Origin of the sequence: Mycolicibacterium sp. TUM20985, from assembly GCF_030295745.1 — a bacterium.
Classification (GTDB): Bacteria; Actinomycetota; Actinomycetes; order Mycobacteriales; family Mycobacteriaceae; genus Mycobacterium.
In genome coordinates this window covers 3,358,452-3,382,003 of record NZ_AP027291.1, presented here as the reverse complement: position 1 = coordinate 3,382,003, position 23,552 = coordinate 3,358,452, and the positions used below count along the sequence as shown (strand labels likewise).

27 protein-coding genes are annotated in these 23,552 nt (G+C 67.5%); 11 read left to right on the top strand and 16 right to left on the bottom strand.

Features of this window, described 5'->3' with window-relative positions; genetic code table 11:
- Positions 1–71: 71 nt before the first annotated feature.
- Positions 72–1,277 carry an MFS transporter gene (locus QUE68_RS16545; RefSeq protein ID WP_284227184.1) on the bottom strand — a complete coding sequence of 402 codons (1,206 nt, stop codon included), beginning with the start codon at positions 1,275–1,277 and terminating at the stop codon, positions 72–74.
- 102 nt (positions 1,278–1,379) lie between these two features.
- Here QUE68_RS16545 and QUE68_RS16540 point away from each other — a divergent pair, with 102 nt between their 5' ends.
- Entirely contained in the window at positions 1,380–1,724 is a 345-nt protein-coding gene (locus QUE68_RS16540; RefSeq protein ID WP_284230994.1) for an ArsR/SmtB family transcription factor, read from the top strand.
- On the opposite strand, the gene QUE68_RS16535 is transcribed toward QUE68_RS16540, so the two are convergent.
- Positions 1,721–2,764 carry a peptidylprolyl isomerase gene (locus QUE68_RS16535; protein ID WP_284235782.1) on the bottom strand — a complete coding sequence of 348 codons (1,044 nt, stop codon included), beginning with the start codon at positions 2,762–2,764 and terminating at the stop codon, positions 1,721–1,723. The two genes, QUE68_RS16540 and QUE68_RS16535, sit on opposite strands and share 4 nt — an antisense overlap.
- Before the next feature lie 21 nt (positions 2,765–2,785).
- The gene (locus tag QUE68_RS16530) at positions 2,786–3,691 is read right to left on the bottom strand and encodes a peptidylprolyl isomerase (protein ID WP_284230993.1); all 906 of its coding nucleotides are present in this window, start codon (positions 3,689–3,691) and stop codon (positions 2,786–2,788) included.
- A 103-nt stretch (positions 3,692–3,794) separates the two neighbouring features.
- On the opposite strand from QUE68_RS16530, the gene QUE68_RS16525 reads away from it, so the two are divergent.
- The 6 genes from QUE68_RS16525 to QUE68_RS16500 all read left to right on the top strand — a co-directional run bounded on the left by QUE68_RS16525 (position 3,795) and on the right by QUE68_RS16500 (position 7,901).
- Positions 3,795–4,454 carry an MBL fold metallo-hydrolase gene (locus QUE68_RS16525; RefSeq protein ID WP_284227182.1) on the top strand — a complete coding sequence of 220 codons (660 nt, stop codon included), beginning with the start codon at positions 3,795–3,797 and terminating at the stop codon, positions 4,452–4,454.
- Positions 4,455–4,470: 16 nt separating this feature from the next.
- Positions 4,471–5,730 (top strand): histidine--tRNA ligase, encoded by a 1,260-nt coding sequence (gene hisS, locus QUE68_RS16520; protein ID WP_454786502.1) that lies wholly within the window; start codon positions 4,471–4,473, stop codon positions 5,728–5,730.
- A gap of 100 nt (positions 5,731–5,830) precedes the next feature.
- Entirely contained in the window at positions 5,831–6,262 is a 432-nt protein-coding gene (dtd, locus tag QUE68_RS16515) for a D-aminoacyl-tRNA deacylase (RefSeq protein WP_284236214.1), read from the top strand.
- Between the two features lie 167 nt (positions 6,263–6,429).
- Entirely contained in the window at positions 6,430–6,876 is a 447-nt protein-coding gene (locus QUE68_RS16510) for a hypothetical protein (protein WP_284236215.1), read from the top strand.
- A 46-nt stretch (positions 6,877–6,922) separates the two neighbouring features.
- Positions 6,923–7,585 carry an AzlC family ABC transporter permease gene (locus QUE68_RS16505; RefSeq protein WP_286274148.1) on the top strand — a complete coding sequence of 221 codons (663 nt, stop codon included), beginning with the start codon at positions 6,923–6,925 and terminating at the stop codon, positions 7,583–7,585.
- Between the two features lie 19 nt (positions 7,586–7,604).
- Complete coding sequence (locus QUE68_RS16500) at positions 7,605–7,901, top strand: branched-chain amino acid transporter permease (protein ID WP_286274147.1); 297 nt, start codon at positions 7,605–7,607, stop codon at positions 7,899–7,901.
- 72 nt (positions 7,902–7,973) lie between these two features.
- Here QUE68_RS16500 and QUE68_RS16495 read toward each other — a convergent pair whose 3' ends face one another.
- Entirely contained in the window at positions 7,974–8,177 is a 204-nt protein-coding gene (locus QUE68_RS16495) for a cold-shock protein (protein WP_056548397.1), read from the bottom strand.
- Between the two features lie 137 nt (positions 8,178–8,314).
- Between QUE68_RS16495 and QUE68_RS16490 the strand changes: the two genes are divergently transcribed.
- On the top strand, positions 8,315–9,331 hold the full coding sequence (locus tag QUE68_RS16490) for an Rv2578c family radical SAM protein (protein ID WP_284227173.1): 1,017 nt from the start codon (positions 8,315–8,317) through the stop codon (positions 9,329–9,331).
- 5 nt (positions 9,332–9,336) lie between these two features.
- Here the strand turns inward: QUE68_RS16490 and QUE68_RS16485 are convergent, their stop codons facing one another.
- The 4 genes from QUE68_RS16485 to QUE68_RS16470 form a co-directional block, all read right to left on the bottom strand.
- Positions 9,337–10,506, bottom strand: coding sequence for an acyl-CoA dehydrogenase family protein (locus tag QUE68_RS16485; protein ID WP_286275845.1), 1,170 nt, complete (start codon positions 10,504–10,506; stop codon positions 9,337–9,339).
- A 95-nt stretch (positions 10,507–10,601) separates the two neighbouring features.
- Positions 10,602–11,732, bottom strand: coding sequence for an acyl-CoA dehydrogenase family protein (locus QUE68_RS16480; protein ID WP_286274145.1), 1,131 nt, complete (start codon positions 11,730–11,732; stop codon positions 10,602–10,604).
- A gap of 30 nt (positions 11,733–11,762) precedes the next feature.
- On the bottom strand, positions 11,763–12,992 hold the full coding sequence (locus QUE68_RS16475) for an amidohydrolase family protein (RefSeq protein ID WP_286274144.1): 1,230 nt from the start codon (positions 12,990–12,992) through the stop codon (positions 11,763–11,765).
- A 120-nt stretch (positions 12,993–13,112) separates the two neighbouring features.
- Entirely contained in the window at positions 13,113–13,745 is a 633-nt protein-coding gene (locus QUE68_RS16470) for a TetR/AcrR family transcriptional regulator (protein WP_284227169.1), read from the bottom strand.
- 61 nt (positions 13,746–13,806) lie between these two features.
- Between QUE68_RS16470 and QUE68_RS16465 the strand changes: the two genes are divergently transcribed.
- Together QUE68_RS16465 and QUE68_RS16460 are read left to right on the top strand one after the other, a co-directional pair.
- Positions 13,807–14,679, top strand: coding sequence for an LLM class flavin-dependent oxidoreductase (locus QUE68_RS16465; protein WP_284227168.1), 873 nt, complete (start codon positions 13,807–13,809; stop codon positions 14,677–14,679).
- Between the two features lie 4 nt (positions 14,680–14,683).
- Complete coding sequence (locus QUE68_RS16460) at positions 14,684–15,565, top strand: acyl-CoA thioesterase (protein WP_284227167.1); 882 nt, start codon at positions 14,684–14,686, stop codon at positions 15,563–15,565.
- On the opposite strand, the gene QUE68_RS16455 is transcribed toward QUE68_RS16460, so the two are convergent.
- From QUE68_RS16455 to ypfJ, 5 genes are read right to left on the bottom strand one after another with little or no spacing between them, the layout of a single operon-like run.
- Positions 15,562–16,389: a mycofactocin-coupled SDR family oxidoreductase gene (locus QUE68_RS16455; protein WP_284227165.1), complete on the bottom strand. Its 828-nt coding sequence runs from the start codon at positions 16,387–16,389 to the stop codon at positions 15,562–15,564. The genes QUE68_RS16460 and QUE68_RS16455 overlap by 4 nt on opposite strands.
- On the bottom strand, positions 16,386–17,960 hold the full coding sequence (locus QUE68_RS16450) for a flavin-containing monooxygenase (protein WP_284227163.1): 1,575 nt from the start codon (positions 17,958–17,960) through the stop codon (positions 16,386–16,388). Before QUE68_RS16450 ends, QUE68_RS16455 begins: the two co-directional genes overlap by 4 nt.
- Positions 17,957–18,700: a TetR/AcrR family transcriptional regulator gene (locus QUE68_RS16445; RefSeq protein ID WP_284235786.1), complete on the bottom strand. Its 744-nt coding sequence runs from the start codon at positions 18,698–18,700 to the stop codon at positions 17,957–17,959. Before QUE68_RS16445 ends, QUE68_RS16450 begins: the two co-directional genes overlap by 4 nt.
- 42 nt (positions 18,701–18,742) lie before the next feature.
- Positions 18,743–19,294: a DinB family protein gene (locus tag QUE68_RS16440; protein WP_284235787.1), complete on the bottom strand. Its 552-nt coding sequence runs from the start codon at positions 19,292–19,294 to the stop codon at positions 18,743–18,745.
- Positions 19,294–20,196 (bottom strand): KPN_02809 family neutral zinc metallopeptidase, encoded by a 903-nt coding sequence (ypfJ, locus tag QUE68_RS16435; protein WP_284227159.1) that lies wholly within the window; start codon positions 20,194–20,196, stop codon positions 19,294–19,296. Before ypfJ ends, QUE68_RS16440 begins: the two co-directional genes overlap by 1 nt.
- Before the next feature lie 73 nt (positions 20,197–20,269).
- Here ypfJ and QUE68_RS16430 point away from each other — a divergent pair, with 73 nt between their 5' ends.
- On the top strand, positions 20,270–21,757 hold the full coding sequence (locus QUE68_RS16430; RefSeq protein ID WP_284235788.1) for a carboxylesterase/lipase family protein: 1,488 nt from the start codon (positions 20,270–20,272) through the stop codon (positions 21,755–21,757).
- Here the strand turns inward: QUE68_RS16430 and QUE68_RS16425 are convergent.
- From QUE68_RS16425 to QUE68_RS16415, 3 genes are read right to left on the bottom strand one after another with little or no spacing between them, the layout of a single operon-like run.
- A complete protein-coding gene (locus tag QUE68_RS16425; RefSeq protein ID WP_284235790.1) occupies positions 21,726–22,250 on the bottom strand; it encodes an SRPBCC family protein in 525 nt (174 codons plus the stop codon). The genes QUE68_RS16430 and QUE68_RS16425 overlap by 32 nt on opposite strands.
- A gap of 39 nt (positions 22,251–22,289) precedes the next feature.
- Positions 22,290–22,475 (bottom strand): ketopantoate reductase C-terminal domain-containing protein, encoded by a 186-nt coding sequence (locus tag QUE68_RS16420; RefSeq protein WP_455012172.1) that lies wholly within the window; start codon positions 22,473–22,475, stop codon positions 22,290–22,292.
- On the bottom strand, positions 22,448–23,374 hold the full coding sequence (locus QUE68_RS16415) for a DUF389 domain-containing protein (protein WP_455013477.1): 927 nt from the start codon (positions 23,372–23,374) through the stop codon (positions 22,448–22,450). The genes QUE68_RS16420 and QUE68_RS16415 overlap by 28 nt, the downstream gene beginning before the upstream one ends.
- Between the last annotated feature and the right edge of the window lie 178 nt (positions 23,375–23,552).

The window sequence follows — 23,552 nt, the reverse complement described above, 5'->3', positions numbered from 1 at the left end:
GCGCGAGCGTGCGTGTCTGCGGGCGACACGCCGCGCAGAATTCGCATTCTGCGCACGCTCGCGGCGGGGGATCAGGCGGATTTGGCGCGGGTGGTGATCGCGCCGACGCCGGCCGCGATCAAGCAGGCGACCGCCACCGCGTAGGCGAACCACGGGAAGACCGACCCCAGCGGCCAGCGCGTGGCGGCCCAGCCGGCGATGATGGTGGGCACGGCCATGGCGGTGTACGCGATCAGGTAGAAGGCCGACATCGTCTCACCACGCCGGTCCGAGGGGACGACGTGTGACAGGTGGCGCAGTGACCCGCCGAATCCCAAGCCGAACGCCGCGCCGAGTACCGCGGCGGCGACGAGCACCAAAGGCCAACTGTGCGTTGCCAATACCGGCACCGTGAGCACCAGGGCCAGTGCCATGCCGACATCGCCGACGATGGCCGAGCGCCGCGCAGGCACCCGCGTCGAGAACAGTTGGGCCATCGCGGCCGAGAACGCCGTCGTCCCCACGACGGCGCCGCCGAACACCAGGTTGTGGACGTGCGTCTGCTGGGCGGCCAGCGACGGGTAGAGCGACAGCAGCACGCCGAGCACCGACCACGACGCGGTCACGCCGAGCGCGGCGAACCAGAAGTCACCGCGGATCGCGGCGGGAACGGCAGGCTTGGCGATGCGGATCGGTCCGCGGGTGCGCGACACGTGTGGCTCGCGAAGGGCGACCAGGCCGATGCCGAGGAGGACGCAGATGACGGCGACGATCGCATACGGCGTGCGCATCGGGTGCGGCGCGTACTGCGCCAGCAACGCCGAGCCGATGATCGCGACGGTCATCCCGATGTTGAAGCTCACGCCGCTGAGCTGGCCCGACCGCACGCCGTGGTGGGGACGCAGGTCGAGAAGCGCCGCAGCGCCCGCCACGACGATCGAACCGACGGCGGCGCCGTGAATCATGCGGGCAACCACCAGCATCGCCATGCTGTCGGCGATCAGGAACACGCCGAGTCCGACGATCATCGCCACCAGCGCGCCGAGCAGAACCGGTTTGCGTCCGACGACGTCGGAGATCTTGCCGGACACCAGCACCGCGCCGAGGGCCGCCACGGCGTAGACGGCGAAGACCACCGTCGTGGCCAGCGGGGACAGGTTCCACTGCTCCTCGTACATTCCGTAGAGCGGTGCGGGGAGGCCCGATACGCCCAGTGCAACTCCGCTCAGAACCAGCAACAGCGTGTAGGCCCCGCGCTGGGTTTCGCCGATCAGCCGGTCGGCTGCGATCGCTGTCACGACCCTCCTCGCACTGTCCGGTTCGACCGTCGTCGAACCTCGTCCGAGAGTACGCTCGGTTAGATGAGCATCAAACCGGTCGTGACGCAGAACACGACCGCGATGACGCCGGGATCCGACGAGGGTACGTTCCCGACGGGCCCGGTCGCCGGCGTACAGCAGCTGCTGGTCGCCTTGGCCGACCCCGTCCGCCTGGAAATGGTTCGGCGGCTTCGCAATACCGGTGTACCCATGGCGTGCGCCCAGCTGTACGACGGGATCAACAAGTCCACGGCCACACACCACTTCAAGACCCTGCGAGAAGCCGGCATTACCGAGCGCCTGGTGATCGACGGGCAGACCCACCAGCGGTTGCGGGCCGACGAGGTCGACGCCGCCGTACCGGGGCTCTTGGATTCGATCGTCGACAGTGCGAACCGGGAGGCGACGGCGCGCGTGGGCTCCTAGTCGAGCCGGACCGACGTGATCGTGATGGGGGACGCCGGCTGCCCGTCCTCGCTGCCGTCCTCGACCCCGCCGGCGGCGATCCGGTCGACGACCGCCAGGCCCGTCTCGTCGACGGTGCCGAAGACCGCGTACGTCGGCGGCAGCTGCGAATCGGCGTAGACCACGAAGAACTGGCTTCCATTCGTTCCTTGGCCCACGTTCGCCATCGCCAGCGTGCCCCTGGGATAGGTCACCGGCGTCTGGAGTGCCGGGTCGGCGAGGCGGTACTGGTTGGTCGGATACTCGTTGGGGAATCGGTAACCGGGTCCGCCGGTGCCCTCACCCGTGGGGTCGCCGCATTGCAGCACCCCGAGCGTCGTGGACGTGGTCAACCGGTGGCATGGGGTGTCGTCGAAGAACCCCTGCTGGGCCAGGCTGACGAAGTTGTTGACCGTGCAGGGTGACTGGCCGTTGTCGAGGCGCAGGCCGATCGCGCCCTCGTTGGTGACGACCGTGGCGTCGACGATCGCCGGCGTGGTCGGGACGCGGCCCGTGCGGGGCGGGTTGACGGGTTTGCTGGCCTTCTCGGTCGTGGCGGGATACTGGCAGTTGGCGCCCAGTGTGGCCGACGGTTTGAACGGTGGCAGCGGCGGCGCGGGCAGCGGCGAGCCCGGGGCGCCGGGTGTGCCCGTCGTGGGATAGCGCCCCGGCAAGTCCTCGGCGATGCGGACGATGGCCGCGGCGAAGACGACGGTGGCGACCACGGCGATGACCGTCAGCACGGCGGCCACGTAGCTGATCACCAGACCGGCGACGGCCAGTCCGTGACCACCCTCGCGGGTTCGCTTGATCTGCGACAGCGACACGTGGCCAAACACGATGCCGAGCGGGAAGAACAGGAACGCACACACCAGCGACGCGACTGCCAGACCATTGGTGCGCGCGGGCGGGGGCGGCGGGTACGGCGGGTAGCCCGGATAGCCGTAGTAGCCCGGCGGTCCGACCCCGGGATCGGTGGGCGGATCCGGATACTCCCCGTAGGGCGGAGGCGGAATGGTCACGGAGTGCGCGCCGGTCCGACGTCAGTCCAGCTGGAGCGACTTGATCTGGACGGGCGTCTTGGGGGCTCCGTCGTCCGGTCCGCGGTCACCGGGAACGACCCCGCCCGCTGCGATCTTGTCCAGGGTCGCCAGACCCGTCGCATCGATCGTGCCGAACGCGGTGTAGTTCGGTGGCAGCTGCGAATCCTTGAACACCAGGAAGAACTGGCTGCCGTTGGAGCCGGGCGCGCCGGTGTTCGCCATCGCCAGCGTGCCGCGCGGGTACACCACGGGCGACTGGAGTGCTGGGTCGTCGGGCTGGTACTGGTTGCTCGGGTACTCGTTGACGAAGCCGTAGCCCGGTCCGCCGGTGCCCTGGCCGGTCGGGTCGCCGCACTGCAGCACCGACAGGCCCGGCGACGTCGTCAGGCGGTGGCAGGGGGTGTCGTTGAAGTAGCCCTGCTGTGCCAGGCTGGCGAAGCTGTTGACCGTGCACGGCGCCTTGGCGTTGTCGAGCTGCAGCCCGATGTTGCCCTGTGACGTGGTCATGCTGGCGCTGATCTGGGCGGGATCGGTCGGCACCTTGCCCGTGCGGGGTGGGTTGTTCTTCTTGCTGGCGGGTTCACCCGGGGCGGCCGGGTACTGGCAGTCGGCACCGAGGCCGGCGGGGGCGACGAAGGGTGGCAGGCCGGCGCCGCCTGGCGGTGGAGGGGTCGGGGCCGCGTCGGTCGTCGAGGTGGGGGTGTCGGTGTCGGCGGACGCGTTGTTGTCCGGACTCTTGCTAGTGAGGATCACGGTGGCGACGACGGCCCCGATGACCAGCAGCACACCCGCCACGGAACCGATGATGGTGAAGAGACGACGTCTGCGCTCCTGAGCGGCCCGGCGTTCGAGCTGGCGTTCCAGTTTGCGCTTGGCTGTCTCTCGCCGTTGTTCGTTGGTCGGCACCGCGTGGTCCTCCTCGTTTTCGTCGATCGGCACCGAGTGTGCCAGTAATGGCTGAGATGAGGTGCCGCGACCCACGCGCGGCGTGGATGGGAAACTGGTCGACGTGATCATCACGGGGTTTCCGGCCGGCATGTTGCAGTGCAACTGCTACGTGTTGGCTCCCGGGCAGGGCGCCGACGCCATCGTCGTCGATCCGGGCCAGCGCGCGATGGCGCAGCTGCGCCGGATCCTCGACGAGAACCGGCTCACTCCGGCCGCCGTCCTCCTGACCCACGGCCACATCGACCACGTCTGGTCGGCGCAGAAGGTCGCCGACACCTACGGGTGCCCGGCGTTCATCCACCCCGAGGACCGGGTGATGCTCACCGATCCGATCAAGAATTACGGGCCGCGGCTAGCGCAGCTCGCGTTGTCCACGATGTTTCGCGAACCCCGCCAGGTGGTCGAGTTGGACCGGGACGGCGACAAGATCGAGTTGGGCGGCATGACCGTGACCGTCGACCACACGCCAGGGCATACCCGGGGGTCGGTGGTGTTCCGGGTGACGCAGGGTCCGTCGGAGCTGGCGTTCACCGGCGACACCTTGTTCAAGCAGTCCATCGGCCGCACCGACCTGTGGGGCGGAAGCGGGCGCGACCTCCTCACCTCGATCGTCTCGAAGCTGTTGGTGCTCGACGACGCCACCGTGGTACTACCTGGTCATGGCCCGAAGTCCACGATCGGTGCGGAGCGTCGCACCAACCCGTTTCTCGAAGGACTGTGATTGAAATGTGCAGCGTGTGAGTGACTTTCAGGCGCCCAAGGGCGTCCCGGATTATCTGCCGCCGGAGTCCGCGCAGTTCGTCGCGGTCCGCGAGGGGCTGCTGGATGCGGCCTCCCGCGCCGGCTATGGCCATGTCGAACTGCCGATCTTCGAGGACACGGCGTTGTTCGCGCGCGGCGTCGGCGAGTCGACCGACGTCGTCAGCAAGGAGATGTACACCTTCGCCGATCGCGGCGACCGGTCGGTGACGCTGCGGCCGGAGGGCACCGCCGGCGTCATGCGGGCGGTCATCGAACACGGTCTGGACCGCGGGCAGCTGCCGGTAAAGCTGCGCTACTCGGGTCCGTTCTTCCGCTACGAGCGTCCGCAGGCCGGCCGGTACCGTCAGCTGCAGCAGGTCGGCGTCGAGGCGATCGGGGTGGACGATCCCGCGTTGGACGCCGAGGTGATCGCCATTGCCGACGCGGGTTTCCGCTCGCTGGGCTTGACCGGCTTCCGCTTGGAGATCACCTCACTCGGTGACGACACCTGCCGCCCGCAGTATCGGGAGTTGTTGCAGGAGTTCCTCTTCGGTCTGGACCTCGACGAGGACACCCGCCGTCGCGCGGAGATCAACCCGCTGCGCGTGCTCGACGACAAGCGCCCGCACGTGCGCGAGATGACGGCCGCCGCACCGCTGATGCTGGACCATCTCTCGGATGCGGCCAAGCAGCACTTCGACACCGTGTTGACCCACCTGGATGCGCTCGGGGTGCCGTACGTGATCAACCCGCGCATGGTGCGCGGGTTGGACTACTACACCAAGACCACCTTCGAGTTCGTCCACGACGGACTCGGCGCGCAATCGGGCATCGGCGGCGGTGGCCGATACGACGGACTGATGAAACAACTTGGTGGACAAAATCTTTCGGGTATTGGGTTCGGGCTCGGCGTCGACCGCACAGTGTTGGCGCTGGCGGCCGAGGGCAAGACGGCCGGGGAGACCTCCCGCGTCGAGGTCTACTGCGTCCCGCTCGGTGGCGCGGCCAAGTTGGGGTTGGCGAAGCTGGCCGGCGCACTACGCGCGGCCGGGATTCGGGTCGACCTCGCCTACGGGGATCGTGGGCTCAAGGGCGCCATGCGTGGGGCCGATCGGTCCGGCGCGCGGTTCGCCCTGGTTGCCGGTGACGGCGAGGTCGAGGCGGGCACCGTCGGTGTGAAGGACCTCGGGACGGGGGAACAGGTCGACGTCGCCGTCGATGCCGTGGTGGCCGACGTCCTCGCCCGCCTCGCTTAGCCCCCACGCGCGAGCGTGCGCGTCTGCACGCAACACGCCGCTGCGATCTAGCACTCAGCGCACGCTCACGGTTGCCGGGGACGTGGCAACATCTGCGGGCGTGCGGGTTCTTGTGCAACGGGTGACGTCGGCCCGGGTGGTGGTGGACGGTGCGGTGGTCGGCGAGATCCGTCCCGATGGCCAGGGTCTTCTGGCGCTCGTCGGCGTGACTCACGACGACGACGAGGACACCGTCCGCCGAATGGCCGAGAAACTCTGGCAGCTGAGGATCCTCGACGACGAGCGGTCGGCCGCTGACGTGGGTGCCCCGGTGCTGGTCGTCAGTCAGTTCACGCTCTACGCCAACACGGTGAAGGGCAGACGGCCGTCGTGGAACGCTGCCGCGCCACGGAGCGTCGCCGAACCGCTGGTGACGGCCTTCGGCGAGGCGTTGCGCCACCTCGGCGCCCGTGTCGAGACGGGGGTGTTCGGCGCTGACATGGCCGTCGAACTCGTCAACGACGGCCCCGTGACCGTGCTTCTCGAGCTATAGAGACAGCGCGAGCGTGCGCGAACTCCCGAAAGGCAACGGCGTGTCGGCCGCAGACACGCACTCTCGCGCGAGGGGTGGGGGCGCGAGGGGTGGGGGCGCGAGGGGTGGGGGGCGCGACGGGTGGGGCGCAATGTAACGATCCGGTACCGTGCGGCGATGTGACGATCATGCGAAACGCTACGAGCAAGATCGGTGCGGCCTTCGGGGTCGTGTCACTGGTGGCAGCCGCAGGGCTGGCTGGCCAGGCGACGGCGACCGCGGAGCCGACCGCGCCGCCGACGCCAGCTGGACACCAGGTCACCTACACGGTGACGACCAACGCGCCGTACGACTTCGAGCTCTTCTACCTGACGGCTCAACCGCCGAACAAGGCGGCTTACAACGCCGATGCCTACGCCTTCGCGAAGCGGGACCGGGTGTCCCTGGCGCCGGGTCAGCCCTGGACGTTCAGCACCACGCTGGATGATCCCCAGTGGGCGATCCTGACGGTCAGCAGCACCACCCGTGGGACCGTCGGTGCGCCGGGCGCGCACTGCGAGATCGCCGTCGACGGTCAGGTCGCCGTCCAGCAGGACAATCCCTACAGCCCGTGGTGCCAGCTCTCGCAGTGGTGAGGATCATCGGCGTCTAGGCTTACTCGTCGTGGAGCGAGGCCGCCGAGTGCCCGCAGTCGTGGTGCCCGTCGGCCTCGGATTGTTCTCCCTCGGTTTGGCATTCGGATTGGTCGTCGTCCACGCGGGGCTCGCGTGGTGGTGGGCAACGGTGTTCACGGCGGTCGTCTATGCCGGCTCGCTGGAGTTCCTGCTGGTAGGTCTCGCCACCGCGGCGGCTCCCCTCGGGCTGGTGGCAGCGACCACCTTCATCGTCAATCTGCGCCACGTGTTCTATGCGTTGTCGTTTCCGCTCGATCGGGTCGACGGCGCCCTCGCCAAGGCGTACAGCACCTATGCGCTGACCGATGAAGCCTATGCGGTCACCGCCACTGAACCCCGCAGCTGGAGTTCACGCTCGATCCTGTTGATGCAGTTCATCTTTCAGGTGGCATGGGTAACGGGGGCCACGGTGGGAGCAGCCGTCGGTACCGCGCTGCCCATCGAGCGGGTGCAGGGGCTCGAGTTTGCGCTCACGGCGCTGTTCGTCGTACTGGCGATCGACGCCTATCGGGACCGACCCGAACGCCTGCCGGCGCTGAGCGGGATCGGTTGCGCGGTGGTGGCGGCGCTGTTGGTTCCGGATCGAATGCTGTTGTGGGCGTTCACCGCCTACGCGGCGATTCTGCTCACTCGCCTCGCCGTCGAACGACGTCGGGAAGCTCGTGGTTGACCCGACGCACACTGCGGCGATGGTGATCGTCAGCGCGGCCATCACGTGGGCGCTGCGTGCGTTGCCGTTCGCCGTCCTGGCGCCCATGCGGCGGTCGGTCGTCGTGCGCTATCTCAGTCTGCACATGCCGGTCGGGATCATGATCATGCTCGCCGTCTACACGCTGCGCGACGTTCCGCATCTGGAGGCGGTGTCGATCTGGGCCACGCTGGCGGCGCTGACGGCGACGGTCGGCCTGCACGTGTGGCGGCGTAATGCGGTGTGGTCGATCCTGGCCGGAACGCTGGTCAACGTCCTCATCGTGTCGCTGATCTGACCCAGTTCCGGCCCGGAACGAACTATGGGCTGGCAAGGTTTGCACCTTGCCAGCCCACAGATCGTGAAGTTCTTAGATCGCGGTAACTCCGGTGGCCTGGGGGCCCTTCGCACCTTGTCCGACATCGAACTGAACCCTCTGAGCCTCTTCCAGCGAGCGGTAGCCGCCGCCTTGGATCTCAGAATAATGGACGAAGACATCCGGGGAGCCGTCGTCGGGGGCGATAAAGCCGAAGCCCTTTTCGCTGTTGAACCATTTCACAGTTCCCTGTGCCATACCTTTTTACTTCTTTCATCAGGAACGGATGTGTCTTACACCCGTGGGGAAGTCTACTGCACAATCCCGATCTGATCTCACTAAAGATTGCCATTTTCCCGGATTGACTTTGGTTCGAACGTATGTTCGCATGAGTTGTGCGATGGGACGGCCAGGCGATCGGTGTCGACGATGGGGCGCTGCCCGGTCTGCAGCGCATCGGATTGGTGCGCTCGGTGCAGACGCCGCAGTTCGAGGGCATCACGTTTCACGAAGTCTCGTGCAAGTCGGCCCTGAACAAGGTGCCCAACGCGTCGAAGCTGCCCTTCCAGTACACCGTCAACGGCTATCGCGGCTGCAGTCACGCGTGCCGGTACTGCTTCGCGCGTCCGACGCATGAATACCTCGACTTCGACGTCGGTCGGGACTTCGACACCCAGGTGGTCGTCAAGACCAACGTCGTCGAGGTGCTGCGGAGGGAGTTGGCGCGCCGGTCGTGGACCCGCCAGACGGTAGCCCTCGGTACCAATACCGACCCCTATCAACGGGCCGAGGGTCGGTACGCGTTGATGCCCGGAATCATTGCGGCGCTGGCGAATTCGGGAACGCCGTTCTCGATCTTGACCAAGGGCACGCTACTGCGTCGCGATCTGCCCCACATCGTCGATGCCGCTCGCGCCGTCGACGTCAGCGTGGCGGTGTCGTTGGCCGTGGCCGACCCGGTCCTGCACGCCGACGTGGAGCCCGGTACGCCGACGCCCCGAGCTCGGCTCGAGCTGATCCGGGCGATCACCGCGGCCGGGCTCAATTGTCACGTGATGGTGGCCCCCGTACTGCCCCTGCTGACCGACTCCGTCGAGCACCTCGATGAACTATTGGCGCAGATCGCCGCGGCGGGTGCCAGGAGTGCGACCGTCTTCGGGCTGCACCTGCGCGGTTCGACGCGGGGCTGGTTCATGGGTTGGCTGGCGCGGTCGCATCCCGAGCTGGCGGAACCGTACCGGCAGCTGTTCAGCCGGGGCGCCTACTTGCCGGAGAGCTATCGCGACATGCTGCGCGAGCGCGCGGCGCCGCTGCTCGTCAAGCACGGGTTGACGGGTGACCACCGGTCCTTCCGGCTGGGGCCCGCGTCACCACCGCCCGTCGTGACGGCGCCACAGCCGACCCTGTTCTGACGCTGTCAGTCGCGTCTCCGCTTCACCTGGTTGAAGGGCACGCCGCGATCGGCGGCGAACTCGCGGGGAAAGCCCAGAACCCGTTCGCCGATGATGTTGCGCGCGATCTCGTTCGTGCCGCCGCCCAGAGACGCGGTTTGACGTGACAGGAAGCGGATGCCGTACCGGGATGAACCGGACTCGTCGTCGACGACGCCGGCAGTGCCGACGATGGCGAGCGCGGTATCGATCTCGAACTGCACGGTCTCGGCATGGGAGATCCGGATGATGGACCCCGCGGCCGCGGGCAGTGAACCGTCGAGCACGCCGTGGTAGACGTGGTCGATGAGTTGCTCCTGTACGGCACGGCGCACCAATGCCCGCCCGGCCATCTCGCGGACCCGTTGGTCGTCACTCTGACCGGTCGCCTCGAGCAGCGCGGGATAGTCGATCTCCTGGTCTGTTTCGCCCTCGGCACCGATCCCGCTGGAGAACTCCGAGCCGCCGCCGACCGCACGCCGCTCGTGGTACATCTGCCGCGACGCGACGGCCCAGCCGTCGTCGACCGCGCCGACGACGGCATCGTCATCCAGTTCCAGGTCGTCGAAGAACTCTTCGCAGAATTCGTTGCCCCCGTCGACCTGCAGGATTCGCCGCATCGTGATGCCCGGACTCTTGATCGGCACCAGGAACATGGTGAGGCCCTCGTGTTTCGGAACGTCCCAGTTGGTGCGGGCGAGGAGCAGGCCGTAGTCCGCGGCGAAGGCGCTGGTACTCCATGTCTTGGCACCGTTGACGATCCACTTGTCGCCGCGGCGGTCGGCCCGGGTGATGACGCCGGCCAGGTCGGAGCCGCCGCTGGGCTCGGACAGCAGCTGGACGAGGACCTCGTCACCGCGGATGGCACCCGCGATGTGCTGCCGCTTCTGATCTTCGGAGCCGGTGTCGAGAATCGTCGCCGCGCAGATGGTGAACGTCGGCGTGCTGAGGATCAGCGGCAACTCGTAGTCGCGGGATTCGGTGTCGAAAGCCTTCTGGTAGGCGTACGGGAGACCCAGGCCGCCGTACTCGCGCGGGAAGCAGATCCCCGCGAAACCGCCACCGTGAAGAGTCTTCTGGAGTTCGCGAGCCCGCAACCAGGGCCCGTCGGCGCCACGGTCCATCTCCGGTGGGTGGGCTGGATCGACGCGCGGCATGTTCTCGGCGAGCCAGGCCCGCGCCCGCGCCGCGAACTCGGCGACGGTTTCGACCGCACCCTCTTCTGCGTCGGCGCGCACCGACGTCGTCTCGGTCACGAGGCCGACTCCAATTCGTAGACGCGGAGATTGTGTTCCTCGGGCGTTCCGAACATGGCGCGGTACAGCGTCGCCCGTCGGAGGTACAGGTGAAGATCGTGCTCCCACGTGACGCCGATGCCTCCGTGCAGTTGCACGCAGTGCTGCAGCATCGGGGCGGCGTGTTCGCCGACGTAGGACTTGGCGACGCTGACCGCGATGTCGGCGTCGGGCGCACGGGTCGACACGGCGGTGACCGCGGCCCTGGTCGTGGCCCGACAGGATTCGAGCCAGATCTTCATGTCGGCGAAGCGATGCTTGAGCGCCTGGTACGACGCCAGCGGCCGCCCGAACGAGTACCGGTCCATCGCCCATTGGATGGTGAAGGCGAGCACCGTGTCGAGGATGCCGACCACCTCGGCGCACTGGAGGAGCTGGGCGATCTGGGTCTGCCGGGCGATGAGCACCGCGGTCTGTTCTGCAGATCCGACGTGCGCGTCCGCCCCGACCTCGACGCCGTCGAATTCGATTCTGGCGTAACGCTTCACGAGGTCGATGGACTTTTGCGACGTCACGGTCACACCGGTGGAGTCGGCCGGGACGAGGAATTGCCGTACCGCACCCTCACATTCGGCGACGACGAGGAGCAGTCCGCACTCGGCGCCCGCCTCCACCCGATCCTTCACCCCGTCGAGGCGGTACCCCGATGCGGTGGGTGTGGCGGTGACCGTGGTGACCTCGGGCGCCCAGGGCCGCCCCGGTTCGTAGACGGCCCACGACGCGACGAGCTCACCTGCGACGAGGGCTTCGATGGTGGCGGCATGGGTCTCGGCGTTCTCGGCGTCCACCAGGCCTGCCAACACGACGTTGACCGGGTGCAGCGGTCCCGGCGCCACCGTCGTGCCGAGCTGTTCGGCGATCAATGCGAGATCGGCGACGCCGTCGCCGGAGACGCTCCCGCCGCCCAGTGCTTCCGGCACCAGCAGGCTGGCCCAGCCGAGTTCGGCAGCACGCTGCCACCAGTCCGGCTCGAAGGGCGTTCCGGCAGCATGCAATTCGCGTACCCGGCCGATCGATGCCTCCTTGTCGAGAAAGGCCCGCGCGGTCGAGGCGAACAGCAGTCGCTCTGGGGATGCAACATCGGTCATGGGCGGTTCGCTCCCTGACTAGGCGTGTGGTCAGGCAAGGACGAGGGCGGGCACGTCGGGCCGGTGGACGATCTCGTTCGGAACCTTGAACAGGTCGATCATGTTGGCGCCCATCACCTTTCGCACACCGTCCTCGTCGAGGCCGTGGCCGACGAGGTCGTCGACCAGGCTGATCGGATCCGAGAGACCCTCGGGATGCGGCCAGTCCGAGCCGAAGATGATGCGGTCGATACCGCACAGGTCGGCCATCTTCTTGAAGTCGTCCTCCCAGAACGGCGCCACGTACACGCAGCGCTTGAACGCGTCGATCGGGTTCTCCGGGAACGCATCCGGCATCTTCTTGAAGACGTCGGCGAATTGGTAGAACAGATACGGCACCCAGGAGGCGCCGTTCTCGACCGACAGGATGCGCAGATCGGGGTTGCGGGTCAGTGCGCCGTGGCACACCAGCGCGGCCATGGTGTCCTCGATGGGGCGCTTGCCCATGGCCACCATCCGGAACGACGTCGGAGCGAACGGCTTGAACTCGTCGCCAGGCTCCCAGTCGTTGAGGTACGAGGAGTAACCGCTGTCCGACGCGTGCATCGACACCGGGATGCCGGCCTTGACGCAGGCCTGCCAGAACGGGTCGAACTCGGGCATCCCCATGGATCGGCTGCCACGGTAGCCGGGCACCGGCGCCGGCCGCACCAGGACGGTCTTGGCCCCGCGTTCGAGACACCACTCGAGCTCTTCCAGCGCCCGGTCGACATTGCCCAGATTGATGACCGGGGTGGAGAAGATGCGGTCGGCGTAGTTGAACTGCCAGGTCTCGTACATCCACTCGTTGAGCGCGTGCACGATGTCGAGGATGAGATCGGGGTCGTCCTTCAGCCGCTCCTCGACGAGGCTGGCCAGCGTCGGGAACATCAGCGTGTAGTCGAGCCCGAGACCGTCGAGCACCTCGAGGCGTGCGGCGGGGTCGCGGAACGCGGGGATGGCCTTCATCGGCTTGCCCATCACCTCGCGGTAGGTCTTGCCGCCGCTTCCGTGCTTGAAGTAGTCCTCCTGCGCGCCCGGCCGGGCGACCACCTCGAACGTCGGGTTGGGGATGTAGTCGCTGACCACGTTGCGCACCATGATCTTGGTGCGGCCGCGGACGTCGATGTAGTCGATGACGCCCTTGCGATGATCGGGCAGAAATTGCGTCAGCGCTTCCTTGGGCTCGTAGAAGTGGTTGTCGGCGTCGAACACCGGATACGACAGGGTGCGAGAGGGCATATCCGTCTCCTAGAAGCTGGTATGTCGGAAGTGGTAATGACGTTACCACTTTGGCGACGACGAGTGAACAGGCGGTCGGGAGCGAGCTAGCAGCGGCGACGGTGCAGTTCAGACGCTGTGTCAGGCCTTGAGGGCCCGGAGGCAGAACTCGTAGATGTGCTCACCCGCCAGCGGGGAGTCGTTGAGTTCGGCGCCGAGCACGCGCAGTCGCATCGCGCCGAGCGCCGTCTGCATGATGAGCGTCGCCGTCGGGTCGACGTCGAGGTGCGGATCGAAGGCCCCCTCGGCCATCCCGCGCTCGATGATCTCCTTGATGAGCACGTTCACGGGTGAGAGCACCCTGGCGTACTCGCGGGGCATCGTCTCGGCGAGGTGGTCGTTGTAGTACGTCAGGCCGCGGTTGATGCTGTCCTGCGTGCTGGATTCCGCCGGCGCGCTGATCCTGGCGATCAACAACCGGAACGCCTCCGGGGCGGCCACCGCCTCGGTCTCGGCCCGCCAATGCAGCGTCGCCTCGCTCATGATCCGGTCGACCAACGCCAGCAACAGCTCATCCTTGGTGGAGAAGTGCTGGTAGAAGGACCTCAGTGAGGTCTTGGAACGTTCGACCACCTCGAGCACGGTGAAGTCGGTGCGCCCGGTCTCGCCGAGGATCGACAGGGCGGACCGCATGAACCGGTTGGCCCGGGACTCCTCGTCGACCGGACCCGCCTTGGCTGCGCCCGCCGTCGGACCGTCAGTCGCCTTCGCCACGAGAATGACGTTACCGTTTCGGTAGAGGCGACGGTGCGCTTGCCGCTAAGGTGACGCACCGATGGCCGAATGGTTCCTCTTCCTGCCCCAGGTGCGGCTCGATCTGCCCGATATCGTCGAGCGAGCGCGCGCCGCCGAAACCGCCGGATTCGACGGTGTCGCGTTGATCGACCACCTCGAGCCGCCCGGCGCCGCACACCAGGGGATCTGGGCCGCGATGCCCGTCGCGACCTGGATCGCCGCGCATACCGAACGGCTGCGGATCGGGCATCTGGTGCTCTGCGACGCCTTCCGCCACCCCGCCGTGCTGGCCAAGGAGGCGGTGACGCTGGCGGCGGCCTCCGGGAATCGCTTCGAGCTCGGACTCGGCTGGGGTTCTTGGCCTCGGGAATTCGACAGGTTCGGCCTGGACGACGGGGACGACCCGCCCGCCCGCGTCGCACGGTTGGACCGCAGCCTGGCCCTGATCCGTCAGTACTGGGGTGCCGGCGACCCCGACGGCGTCATCCAGGAACCGCGACCGCAACGGCCAATTCCCTTGGTGCTGGGCGGCACCGGGAAGAAGACCATGGAGCTGGTGCGCACGTACGCCGACTGGTGGAACGTGCCGTCACACCAACTGGACCGGCTGCCCGCCCTGCTACCGACCGTCGGCGACGTCGGCGTATCCATCCAGCAGATGGTCGGCTTCGTCGGCGCGGGCGCCGATCGTGACGCCGTCACGGCGTTGAGCACGCGTCGCTTTGGTCACCTCGGCAGCGGTCTGGTGTGCGGTGACGCACGCGAACTCGTCGAGCACTTCGGCGGTTTGTCGACCCAGGGTGTCGAGCGCTTCTATGTCTGGTTCGCCGACTTCGCTCCGCCGCCCACGCTCGCTGACTTCGCCGAGAACGTCATTGCAAGGCACACAACCCGATTCACCGCCAAGGAGTAGAGACATGTCGATTGATTCAGAACAGGACGCGTGGACGGTCCAGGGCTTGCTCGACCTGTTCGACGTGGAACCAGACGGTGCGGACCGCTTCCTCGGTCGAACCGGTATCGCGGGCGTCGACGAGCGTCAGGTGGTCGAGGGCACGCAGGTGCTGGCTCAGGCAATCGTCGCTGCGGGCAAGCGATTTCCCGAGAAGTCGGTGCGATCGGCGTATGCGGTGTTTGCCCGGGCCGTCGTGGTGGGGCCGCCGGTGGAGCTGACCATCGACGTCGTAGCCGAGGGCCGGACCACGGCGACCGCGGTGATCTCGGCGTCGCAGAACGGCAAGCGGTGCCTCACGGTGACGGTACTGGCCGACGTGCCGTCCGCCGACGTCATTCGGCACCACCTGCCCAAGCCCGACGTGGCCGCACCCGCCGAGGCGAATACCTGCGAGATGCCGATGGGCGGACGCCAGGTGCGGCTCGTCGGGGTCGTCGACGTCAACAGTCCAGACGAGGTCGGACCGCCCGAACTGCACGCGTGGTTGCACTACGATCCGATCCCCGACCGCGATGAGCTGGCCAAGGCGTTGATTGCGTACTTCACCGGCCACCTTGGCATTTCGACGACGATGCGCGCACACGAGGGGATCGGTACGGCGCAGTCGCACCTCACGGTGTCCACGGCGCCGATGACCATCTCGGTGAGCTTCCACGAACCGGTCACGTGGGGTGGGTGGATTCTCTACGGCCACGAGAGCACCCAGGTCGGCGCGGGGATGTCCTACGTCCGCGGCACCGTGCACACCGAGGAAGGCCAACTGTTGGCGTCGTTCACGCAGGATGCGCTGATCCGGCCGTTGCGCACCACCGACACGTCGATCGCCGAGCAATCCCGGCTCTAGATCTTCAAATAGCCCTTGTCGGCCGGAATCTGCGCCGCCGTCACCAACGACGACGCGTCGCTCGCGAGCCAGACGACGATGTCGGAGATGAGGTCCGGCGCCGCCAACGTGTCGGTCGGCAGAGCGCCGGGGGAGTAGCTGTGGATGAAGTTCGGGTGGGCGGCGAACATCTCGTACATCGAGACGTCGTTCCCCATGGGGGTATCCGTACCGTAGGGGTGCACGGAGTTGACGCGAATCCCGAACTCGCCCAACTCGACTGCCAGCGAGTTGGTCAGGGCGGTGACGCCGAACTTCGACGCGCAGTAGTGCCCACATCCCGGGACGGCCTTGATGCCGGCCGCGGAACTGATGTTGATGATCGATCCGCCGTTTCCGGCCTCGATCATTGCGGGCACCGTCGCCTTGATGGTGTTGAAGACGCCGGTCAGGTTGGTGTCGAGGGTCTCCTGCCACTGTTGTGCCGAGATCTCCCACAGCCGGCCCCAATTCAGCACGCCGGCATTGGCGACCACGATGTCGAGGCGGCCGAACTGGGCGATGCCGTCGGCGACGACCCGCCGCTGCCCCTCGGCGTCACGGACGTCGATCTCCTCGGCCGTGATCTTGCGGCCCTCGCCCTCGACGAGGCCGACGGTCTCGGCGAGATCCTCCGGCGTCGCGGGCGCATACCCGTTGCTCGTGGCGACGGGACCGCACGCGTCGATGGCGATGATGTCCGCTCCGGCGCGCGCCAATCGCACGCAGTGGGAACGTCCTTGACCGCGTGCAGCGCCCGTCACGTAGGCCACCCTGCCTGCCAGCGGTTGGTTGGTGTCGGTCATGCAGGTTGCTCCTTTGGTAGCGGGATCTCGCTCGAGGGCGAGGCGCGCCGACTCAGCGCGTAATCGGTCAGCGGTGACCGGCGGGCGAAACGTCTCGAGGCGGAGATGGTCTGCGGGCGGTGGTAGACGGTGTCGCGCTGCGAGTTCACGAAGTACGTGTTCAGGGTGGGGTTGCACGCGGTGAAGTACAGCCGGGCCGTCTTGCCCCGGCGTTCCATCATCGTGTTCCACCGGTCGAACGCCTCTTGGCTGACCGCGGCTACCCGGCTGCCGCTACGTCGGGTCTCGTCGATGATGCGTACGGCGTGGGCGGCAATGGTCTCGACGAAGTCCGGCCAGGCGAAGCCGACGAAGCCGAGCGGCCCGACGATCTCCCAGCGATTGGGCAGGCGGGGGTGTGACGTTCCGGCGTAGGCACGCAGACCGTGGGTTCGGTAGTACTCGGCGAGGTCGAAACCGTCTGTGCCCAATACGGTTCCGGTGCGGTACGTCTCGGGGTCGGTCCACAGCTCGTAACCCGTCGCCAACACCAGGAGGTCGGCTGGGTGCTCGACGCCGTCGGCGGTCCGGATGCCGTCGTGGGTGACGCGTTCGATGGGTGTGGTGATCAGGTGGGTGGTCGAGTCGTTCAGCGCGGTCAGGAATGCACTCGAGATGACGGGTCTCTTGGCCATGATGCCGTAGCGGGGTACGAGCGCCCGGCGGGTCTGAGGGTCGCGGACGGTGGCGCGTAGAAGCAACCGGTACAGCGTGCGGCAGTACGCGTCATACCAGGGCATGAGGCGCACGAGCAGTCGGTCCGGAAGCCGCGAGAACACGTGCACGATGGGGGCGACCATCGCGACGTCCATCAGGGCTCTGCCTGCGGAGTTGACGGCAGCGACCACGCCGGGCACCCGCAGGGCACGGCGCATCGCGGGTGGGATGTCGAAGTCGACCTTCGGCAGCACCCAGGCCGGAGTCCGTTGATAGACATCGAGATTGGCTGCCTCGGCAGACAGTGCGGCCGTGATCTGCACACCGCTGGATCCGGTGCCGATCACGGCGATCCGCTTGCCGCGGGCGTCGTAGGAGTCGTCCCAGGCGTTCGGTCGCAGGATCGTGCCCGCGAAGTCCTCGACGCCGTCGAGGTCGACGGTGTCCTTGGCGTTGACGTAGCCGCCCACCGAGCTGATCACGAAGCGTGCCGTCAGCGGCGGCTGATCTCGAATGTCCAGGCGCCACAGGGCCGCGTCGTCGTCCCACTGCTGGCGGAGGACCTCGGACCCGGTGCGCAGGTGGGGATGGAGATCGAGCTTCGCCGCGGTGTCCCGCAGGTAGGCGTGGATTTCGGGGCCGGGCGCGAAGAGGCGCGTCCAGTCGGGGTTCGGCGCGAAGGAGAACTGGTACCACAGCGTGGGGATGTCGACGGCCAGGCCGGGGTAGTGGTTGTCCCGCCAGGTGCCGCCGAAGTCGTCACCTCGCTCGATGATGACGAAGTCGTCGATGCCCTTGCGTTGCAGCAGATGCGCCGCCGCGATGCCGCCGGGCCCTGCGCCGATGATGGCGACCTCGATGTCGGGCTCGATCATGGAGTACCTCCGTGCTGTATTCCCCGGTCGCTGCGCTCCTGCCCTCCGTGTTGAATTCCCCGGTCGCTGCGCTCCTGCCCTCCGTGTTGAATTCCCCGGTCGCTGCGCTCCTGCCCTCCGTGCTGGATTCCCCGGTCGCTGCGCTCCTGCCCTCCGGTCAAGCCGGCCACGACGTGGTCGGCGACGAAACGCCGGACTGCTCGGCGGCTGTCGAGGTTGACGGTCATCGGCGGCAGCAGCTCGAAGCTGAACAGAATTCGCACGATCCACTCGGCGGCCTTCCCGACATCGACCGCCGGCCCGACCTCGCCGCTGCTCCGCGCCGCCTTCACCAGCGGCTTCCACATGTCGACGGCTCGGCTCGCGAGGTCGTCACCGATGTTACGAAGCAGGAGAAGGAGAAGGCTCTCGTCGATGCCGCGGAGGGCGGCGACGCCGGACCGCTGTCGGCGTGCGCAGATGAGCACCGCGGCCGCCGCGACCTGGTCGACGAGCATGTCCTCCTTGTCGACCTCGGCTGCCATGGTCTCGACGAACGCCGACGCGAGATGGTCCAGGGCGACCGTAATGGCGTGGTCACGGCTGCCGAGCGCGTTGTGCACCGTGCCGCGCGACACGCCGGCGGCCTCGGCGACGGCGGTGAGGCTGAACTGTCGAGGACCCAGTCGCCTCAGCGTCTCGGTGGTCGCAACAAGCAGGGCAGGAGAAACGGGGCGGGTCGTGACCACTCCGTCGCGCATTTGAACACATTAGCGAAATGTGTTCAACGTGGTCAATGGGCGCTAGCGCGGCCTGACGTCCCAGGCGTGGTGGACGACGTCGTGCAGGTGATACAAGGCGATCGATTCGACAGTGAATTCGCTTCCGTTGCTGCGTAATCCACGTCGCGACCACGCGTCGGTCGGTACGGAGTCGTATGTTGCGGCGACGTCGGCCGCCGCCTCCCGCAGGTCGTCGCTGACCGTGACGGGGTCCTGCGAGGGATAGTCGTCGGTCAGCGCGGTCTCGTCCTGGTCCCAGTTGGGGAACCGGGGGGCGTCTTCGTCGAGCATCAGCCGCACGCGATGGGCGAAGATCCGGTGCACGTCTCGGACGTGGCAACCGTATTCGAGGACCGACCACACGCCCGGCTCCGGCCGTACGCCGACCGACGGTGCGGCAAGTCTCCCGGTCCAGTCGTCGGCATCGCGTCTGATGAGCGCTGCGACCTCGGTGTGGGACAGCGCCGAGGCGTCATAGCCACAGTCCGGGCAGCGCTCCGCGAGCACCCAGGTCCAGTCCTTCGTGTCCGGAGTGACCGCCGCGGCTTCCCGGCCGTCGTTCCCCGACGCCATTACTCGTGCAGGTCCTGGGCGGAGAAGGTGTCGCACTTGTTCGGGTCGCCGGTGCGGTAACCCTCGGTGAACCAGTACTGGCGGGCGGCCGAGGAGCCGTGCGTCCACGATTCCGGATTGACCCGGCCCGTCGAGGACTGCTGGATGCGGTCATCGCCGACCGACGACGCAGCGGACAACGCGTCCTGAATGTCCTTGTCGGTCAACGGCTGCAGGAACGTGACGTCGGTGCCCTCCTGCTTGGTGATCGCCGCGTAGTGCGCCCATACCCCGCCGTAGCAGTCGGCCTGCAACTCGGTCCGCACCGAGTTGCCCTCGGCTCCTTCCGGCCCCTGCTGCGCCCGGCCCAGGGTGCCCTGCAGGTCCTGCACGTGATGGCCGAACTCGTGCGCGACGACGTACTCCTGCGCGAGAGGGCCACCGCTGGAGCCGAACTGGTCGACGAGAACCTGAAAGAACGACGTGTCGAAGTAGGCGGTCTTGTCACCCGGGCAGTAGAACGGGCCGACGTCGGTGGTCGCCGGGCCGCAGGCGGTCTGGACCTGGTTGCTGAAGAGCCGAATCTTGGGTCGCGTGTAGCCGGGCATCAACTGCGACCACACTCCGTCGACCGAGTTGCCGGTCGCGACGACGCGGCACTCGACGATGTTGTTGGCGTCCTCACCCGTCTTGCACTGGCTCAGGTCGAACCCCGGCGCCTCGACGCCCTGGGGGTCGTATTGGCCGGCACCGCCCTGTGGGAGCACGGTTCCCGGATCGACGCCGAGGAACAGGGCGACCACGACGATCAGAAGGCCTCCGATGCCGCCGCCGACTGCGATGCCCCGGCCGCCGCCGCCGCCTCCGCCGCCGCTGCTCGACGTGGTGCTCGTGTCGATCCGCATACCTTCGTTGAAGGTCATTCATCACCTCGTCCGTCGACCGCGCCGATGGCTTCGCACCAGCCGGTTCAGCTTCCCACACTAGGATTCTTGCGTGGCCACCCAGCGCGAAACCGTGGAAGATTCGACTGTCGCGCACACGGCTCAAGGGGTGCTGCGAGGCGCCGTCGAAGGTGGGGTGAACGTCTGGCGCGGGATCGCCTACGCCGAGCAACCACTCGGTGAACGGCGTTTTCGGGCGCCCGCCCCACCCGTGCCCTGGAGCGGGATTCGCGATGCCGTCGAGCACGGGCCGTTGCCACCTCAGGGACGGTCGTTCGTCGGTGGCGGACGGGACGACCCGAAGATCCGCGACGAAGCGTGTCTGACCCTCACCGTCTGGACGCCCGACCCTCGGGCGTGCCTGCCCGTGATGGTGTGGTTGCCGGGCGGCGCCTTCGTCTACGGGGCTGGTCAACTTCAGCTGTACAACGGCAGCAGGCTGGCTGCGAACGGCAACGTCGTCGTCGTCAACGTGACCTACCGGCTCGGGGTGTTCGGCGGCTTCGAACTCAGCGACCTCGGCCCCGGTTTCGACGACAACCTCGCCTTGCGCGATCAGGTGGCGGCCCTACAGTGGGTGCGGGAGAACATCTCCGCCTTCGGTGGGGACCCCGGGGAGGTCACCGTCTTTGGCGAGTCGGCGGGCGCCACGTCGGTCTTGGCGCTGTTGGCAAGTCCGCTGGCCGACGGGTTGTTCAGCCGGGCGATCGCGCAGAGTCCGGCGCTGCCGCTGATCGCCGACCGGGAGACCCGCGCGCGGCAGGCCCGGACGTTCGTCGAACGGCTCGGCGTCGGACTCGATGAGGTGAAGTCGCTGCCGCAGCGCAGTCTTCGACGTGCCGCGGGTCGGCTACAGGCCGAGAGCGCCGCGCACACCCCGGTACTGGCGTACGGCCTGACCCACGGGGTCGACTCCCTGCCCAAGCATCCGATCACCGCCGCGCGGGATGGCGAGGTGTCCCCGATTCCGCTGATCGTCGGCACCAATAGCCACGAGGCGTCCATGTTCGCGTGGGGCAAGCCGCCGATGTTGCCGACGACGCCACCGATCGTCGACTCCTACTTCGCGCGCACGGCGCCCGACGCGAAGGACCGCATCTTGGCGGCATATCCCGACTATCCGCGTCGCCGGGCGCTCATCGCGTTCGGGTCCGACACGATGTTCGGAGCTCCCACATGGGCGTTCGCCGATGCCTACTCGTCGCACGCGCCGACCTACGTCTACCGCTTCGACCACGCCGCCTGGAGTCTGCGCCTGCTCGGCCTCGGTGCCACCCACGGCAGCGAGATCGTGCACGTTCAGCACAGTTACGGCTCCTACCTCGGCCGCAAGGTCCATCCACTGGGAAGGCGGGTGCAGCCGGCCGTCGGCAGGCGCATGCAGCGGACCTGGCTGGCCTTCGCGACCGACGGCCTCGACGACGACTGGCCCCGGTACGACGCGGCGTCACGCCGCACCCGGGTCATCAGGTCGACGCGCGACGACACCGTCGCCGACCCCGACGCGGTCAGGCGGTCGGCCTGGGAGGGGCTGTACTGAACCGTTCCCTGGAGTACCGATCGAGGTTGTGCAGGAAGCGTTGAAACAGCCAACCCATGACCGGCCGGCCCAGCTGAATTCCGAGTCTGCCGGCCAGTCCGGCGGGCTTCATCGCCATCACCCAGGTGAGGTGACAACCCTGTGCCGTCTCGACCACCCGGTAGTCCTCCGCGAACGCCGCGATCGCGTTGGACGTGCTCTCGTTGAAGCGAAATGCCATGTGTGAGTAGGGTTCCCAGGCCAAGAACTCCTCGGCGCCGGTGATGCCGCCGCGCATGTCCACCGTGCGCGTCGTGCCGATTCCGCGCGGCTCGGGGCTGGTCCAGGTCACGTTGGTGATCACGGTCGCCCACTGCGGCCATGACTCGGCGTCACCGAGGACCTCGAAGAGCTGCTCCGGGGTGATCGTCAGGTCGACCGTGCTGACGAACCGGAACGGCGCGGCGTCGATGAAGCCGAGGTCGACCCGTTCGCACGGGTAGGTCTTGCTCATGAGTAGACACCTTAGGGCTAAGTGTCTACTCGGAGGGGATCAGCCTGGGCCGTCGCTGGCCGCCGCGAGTAGCGGCACCACCAGGTCGCTGATCGGCGTGGCCAACCCGTGCTCGGCACCCTTGCGGGCCACCACACCGTTGCGGACGTCCCATTCCAGTGGTCTGCCTTGTTCGCGGTCCGTCAGGATCGACGTCGTCAGGTCTTCGGGGAGGCCCGCGAACAACGCGATGGTCTCGTCGACGACGGCGTCGTCGAGGTGAGCAGGGTGCCCCTGGGGCGCAAGACGAGCACGAGAACCCCGGCGATCACGATGCCAACCAGGTTGACGACCAGCTGGATGGCCGACTTGGCGGCGACGTCCCAATCTCCGAGGATCGCCGCCACGACTGCGAAGCCGGCCGCCGGCACCGTGGTGACCGAGATGAAGACGCCGACGAGCGCGGCGGACTTGGCGGAGACGAGCGACAACATGCCTGCCGCGCCGGCCAACAGCGCGACGGCCAGCGACACGGGCCCGACCTGGAAGATGAAGTCCACCTCGGTGAGATGTCGCACGGTGTCGAGGCTGATCCAGCCAACGGTCTCACCACCAAGGGTGCCCAGCGCCGTGATGGCCATCGCGACGGGAAAGCCCACGACGAGGGCCAAGAGTGCGCGCCGGGCCAGGTCCCAGCGCCTCTGCACGATCGCCACCGCTATCGCGGCGAGCGGACCGAATTCGGGTCCGAGAACCATCGCGCCGACCACGGTCACCGTGGAATCCGTCACGACCCCGATGGCGGCGATCAAACAGGCCAGGGTCAGGAACATGACGAACGTGACGGACAGCGTCGACTCCTCGCGGGTGCGGCTGATCAGCTCGTCCCACAGCAGAGCGTCGGCCGGATCCCCCGCCGCGGCATCCTCGGCGCGGTGCGCCCGCGTCGACAGGACGGTGTCGAGCACCTCGAGTGTGATCGCACCCCGATGCTGCACGTCGAGTGCCTTCAACTGCTTGATGAGCGCGTTCGCGCATTCACGGGCGACGTCGGCGGTGATCTCGTCGCCGACGGGGTCCAACGCCGCGCCGGAGTGAAGCAGCAGATTCGCCACACCGACCTCTCCCCGCAGAATGTCGAGCACCTCATCACGGAGGTCTTCGGGCGCAATGACCCGCAAGTGCAGCACGGGCGCACGTTAACCCGTGCGCCGCAGCGTGAGAAGAACCGATGAAGAATGTGTCGCTAAATGTGGGCACTCCACACGAACCTGTTGTAAATTCACACGACGATGACGCAGGCATCCCATATCTCCAGCATTC

Coding starts and splice junctions, on each gene's coding strand:
- QUE68_RS16450 (WP_284227163.1), bottom strand. CDS start 17,960: ATGATCGAGCCCGACATCGAGGTCGCCATCATCGGCGCAGGGCCCGGC.
- QUE68_RS16485 (WP_286275845.1), bottom strand. CDS start 10,506: ATGCCGCGCGTCGATCCAGCCCACCCACCGGAGATGGACCGTGGCGCC.
- QUE68_RS16465 (WP_284227168.1), top strand. CDS start 13,807: ATGGCCGAATGGTTCCTCTTCCTGCCCCAGGTGCGGCTCGATCTGCCC.
- ypfJ (WP_284227159.1), bottom strand. CDS start 20,196: ATGACCTTCAACGAAGGTATGCGGATCGACACGAGCACCACGTCGAGC.
- QUE68_RS16480 (WP_286274145.1), bottom strand. CDS start 11,732: ATGACCGATGTTGCATCCCCAGAGCGACTGCTGTTCGCCTCGACCGCG.
- QUE68_RS16425 (WP_284235790.1), bottom strand. CDS start 22,250: ATGAGCAAGACCTACCCGTGCGAACGGGTCGACCTCGGCTTCATCGAC.
- QUE68_RS16510 (WP_284236215.1), top strand. CDS start 6,430: ATGCGAAACGCTACGAGCAAGATCGGTGCGGCCTTCGGGGTCGTGTCA.
- QUE68_RS16495 (WP_056548397.1), bottom strand. CDS start 8,177: ATGGCACAGGGAACTGTGAAATGGTTCAACAGCGAAAAGGGCTTCGGC.
- QUE68_RS16445 (WP_284235786.1), bottom strand. CDS start 18,700: ATGCGCGACGGAGTGGTCACGACCCGCCCCGTTTCTCCTGCCCTGCTT.
- QUE68_RS16440 (WP_284235787.1), bottom strand. CDS start 19,294: ATGGCGTCGGGGAACGACGGCCGGGAAGCCGCGGCGGTCACTCCGGAC.
- QUE68_RS16475 (WP_286274144.1), bottom strand. CDS start 12,992: ATGCCCTCTCGCACCCTGTCGTATCCGGTGTTCGACGCCGACAACCAC.
- QUE68_RS16540 (WP_284230994.1), top strand. CDS start 1,380: ATGACGCCGGGATCCGACGAGGGTACGTTCCCGACGGGCCCGGTCGCC.
- QUE68_RS16455 (WP_284227165.1), bottom strand. CDS start 16,389: ATGACCGACACCAACCAACCGCTGGCAGGCAGGGTGGCCTACGTGACG.
- QUE68_RS16460 (WP_284227167.1), top strand. CDS start 14,684: ATGTCGATTGATTCAGAACAGGACGCGTGGACGGTCCAGGGCTTGCTC.
- QUE68_RS16500 (WP_286274147.1), top strand. CDS start 7,605: ATGGTGATCGTCAGCGCGGCCATCACGTGGGCGCTGCGTGCGTTGCCG.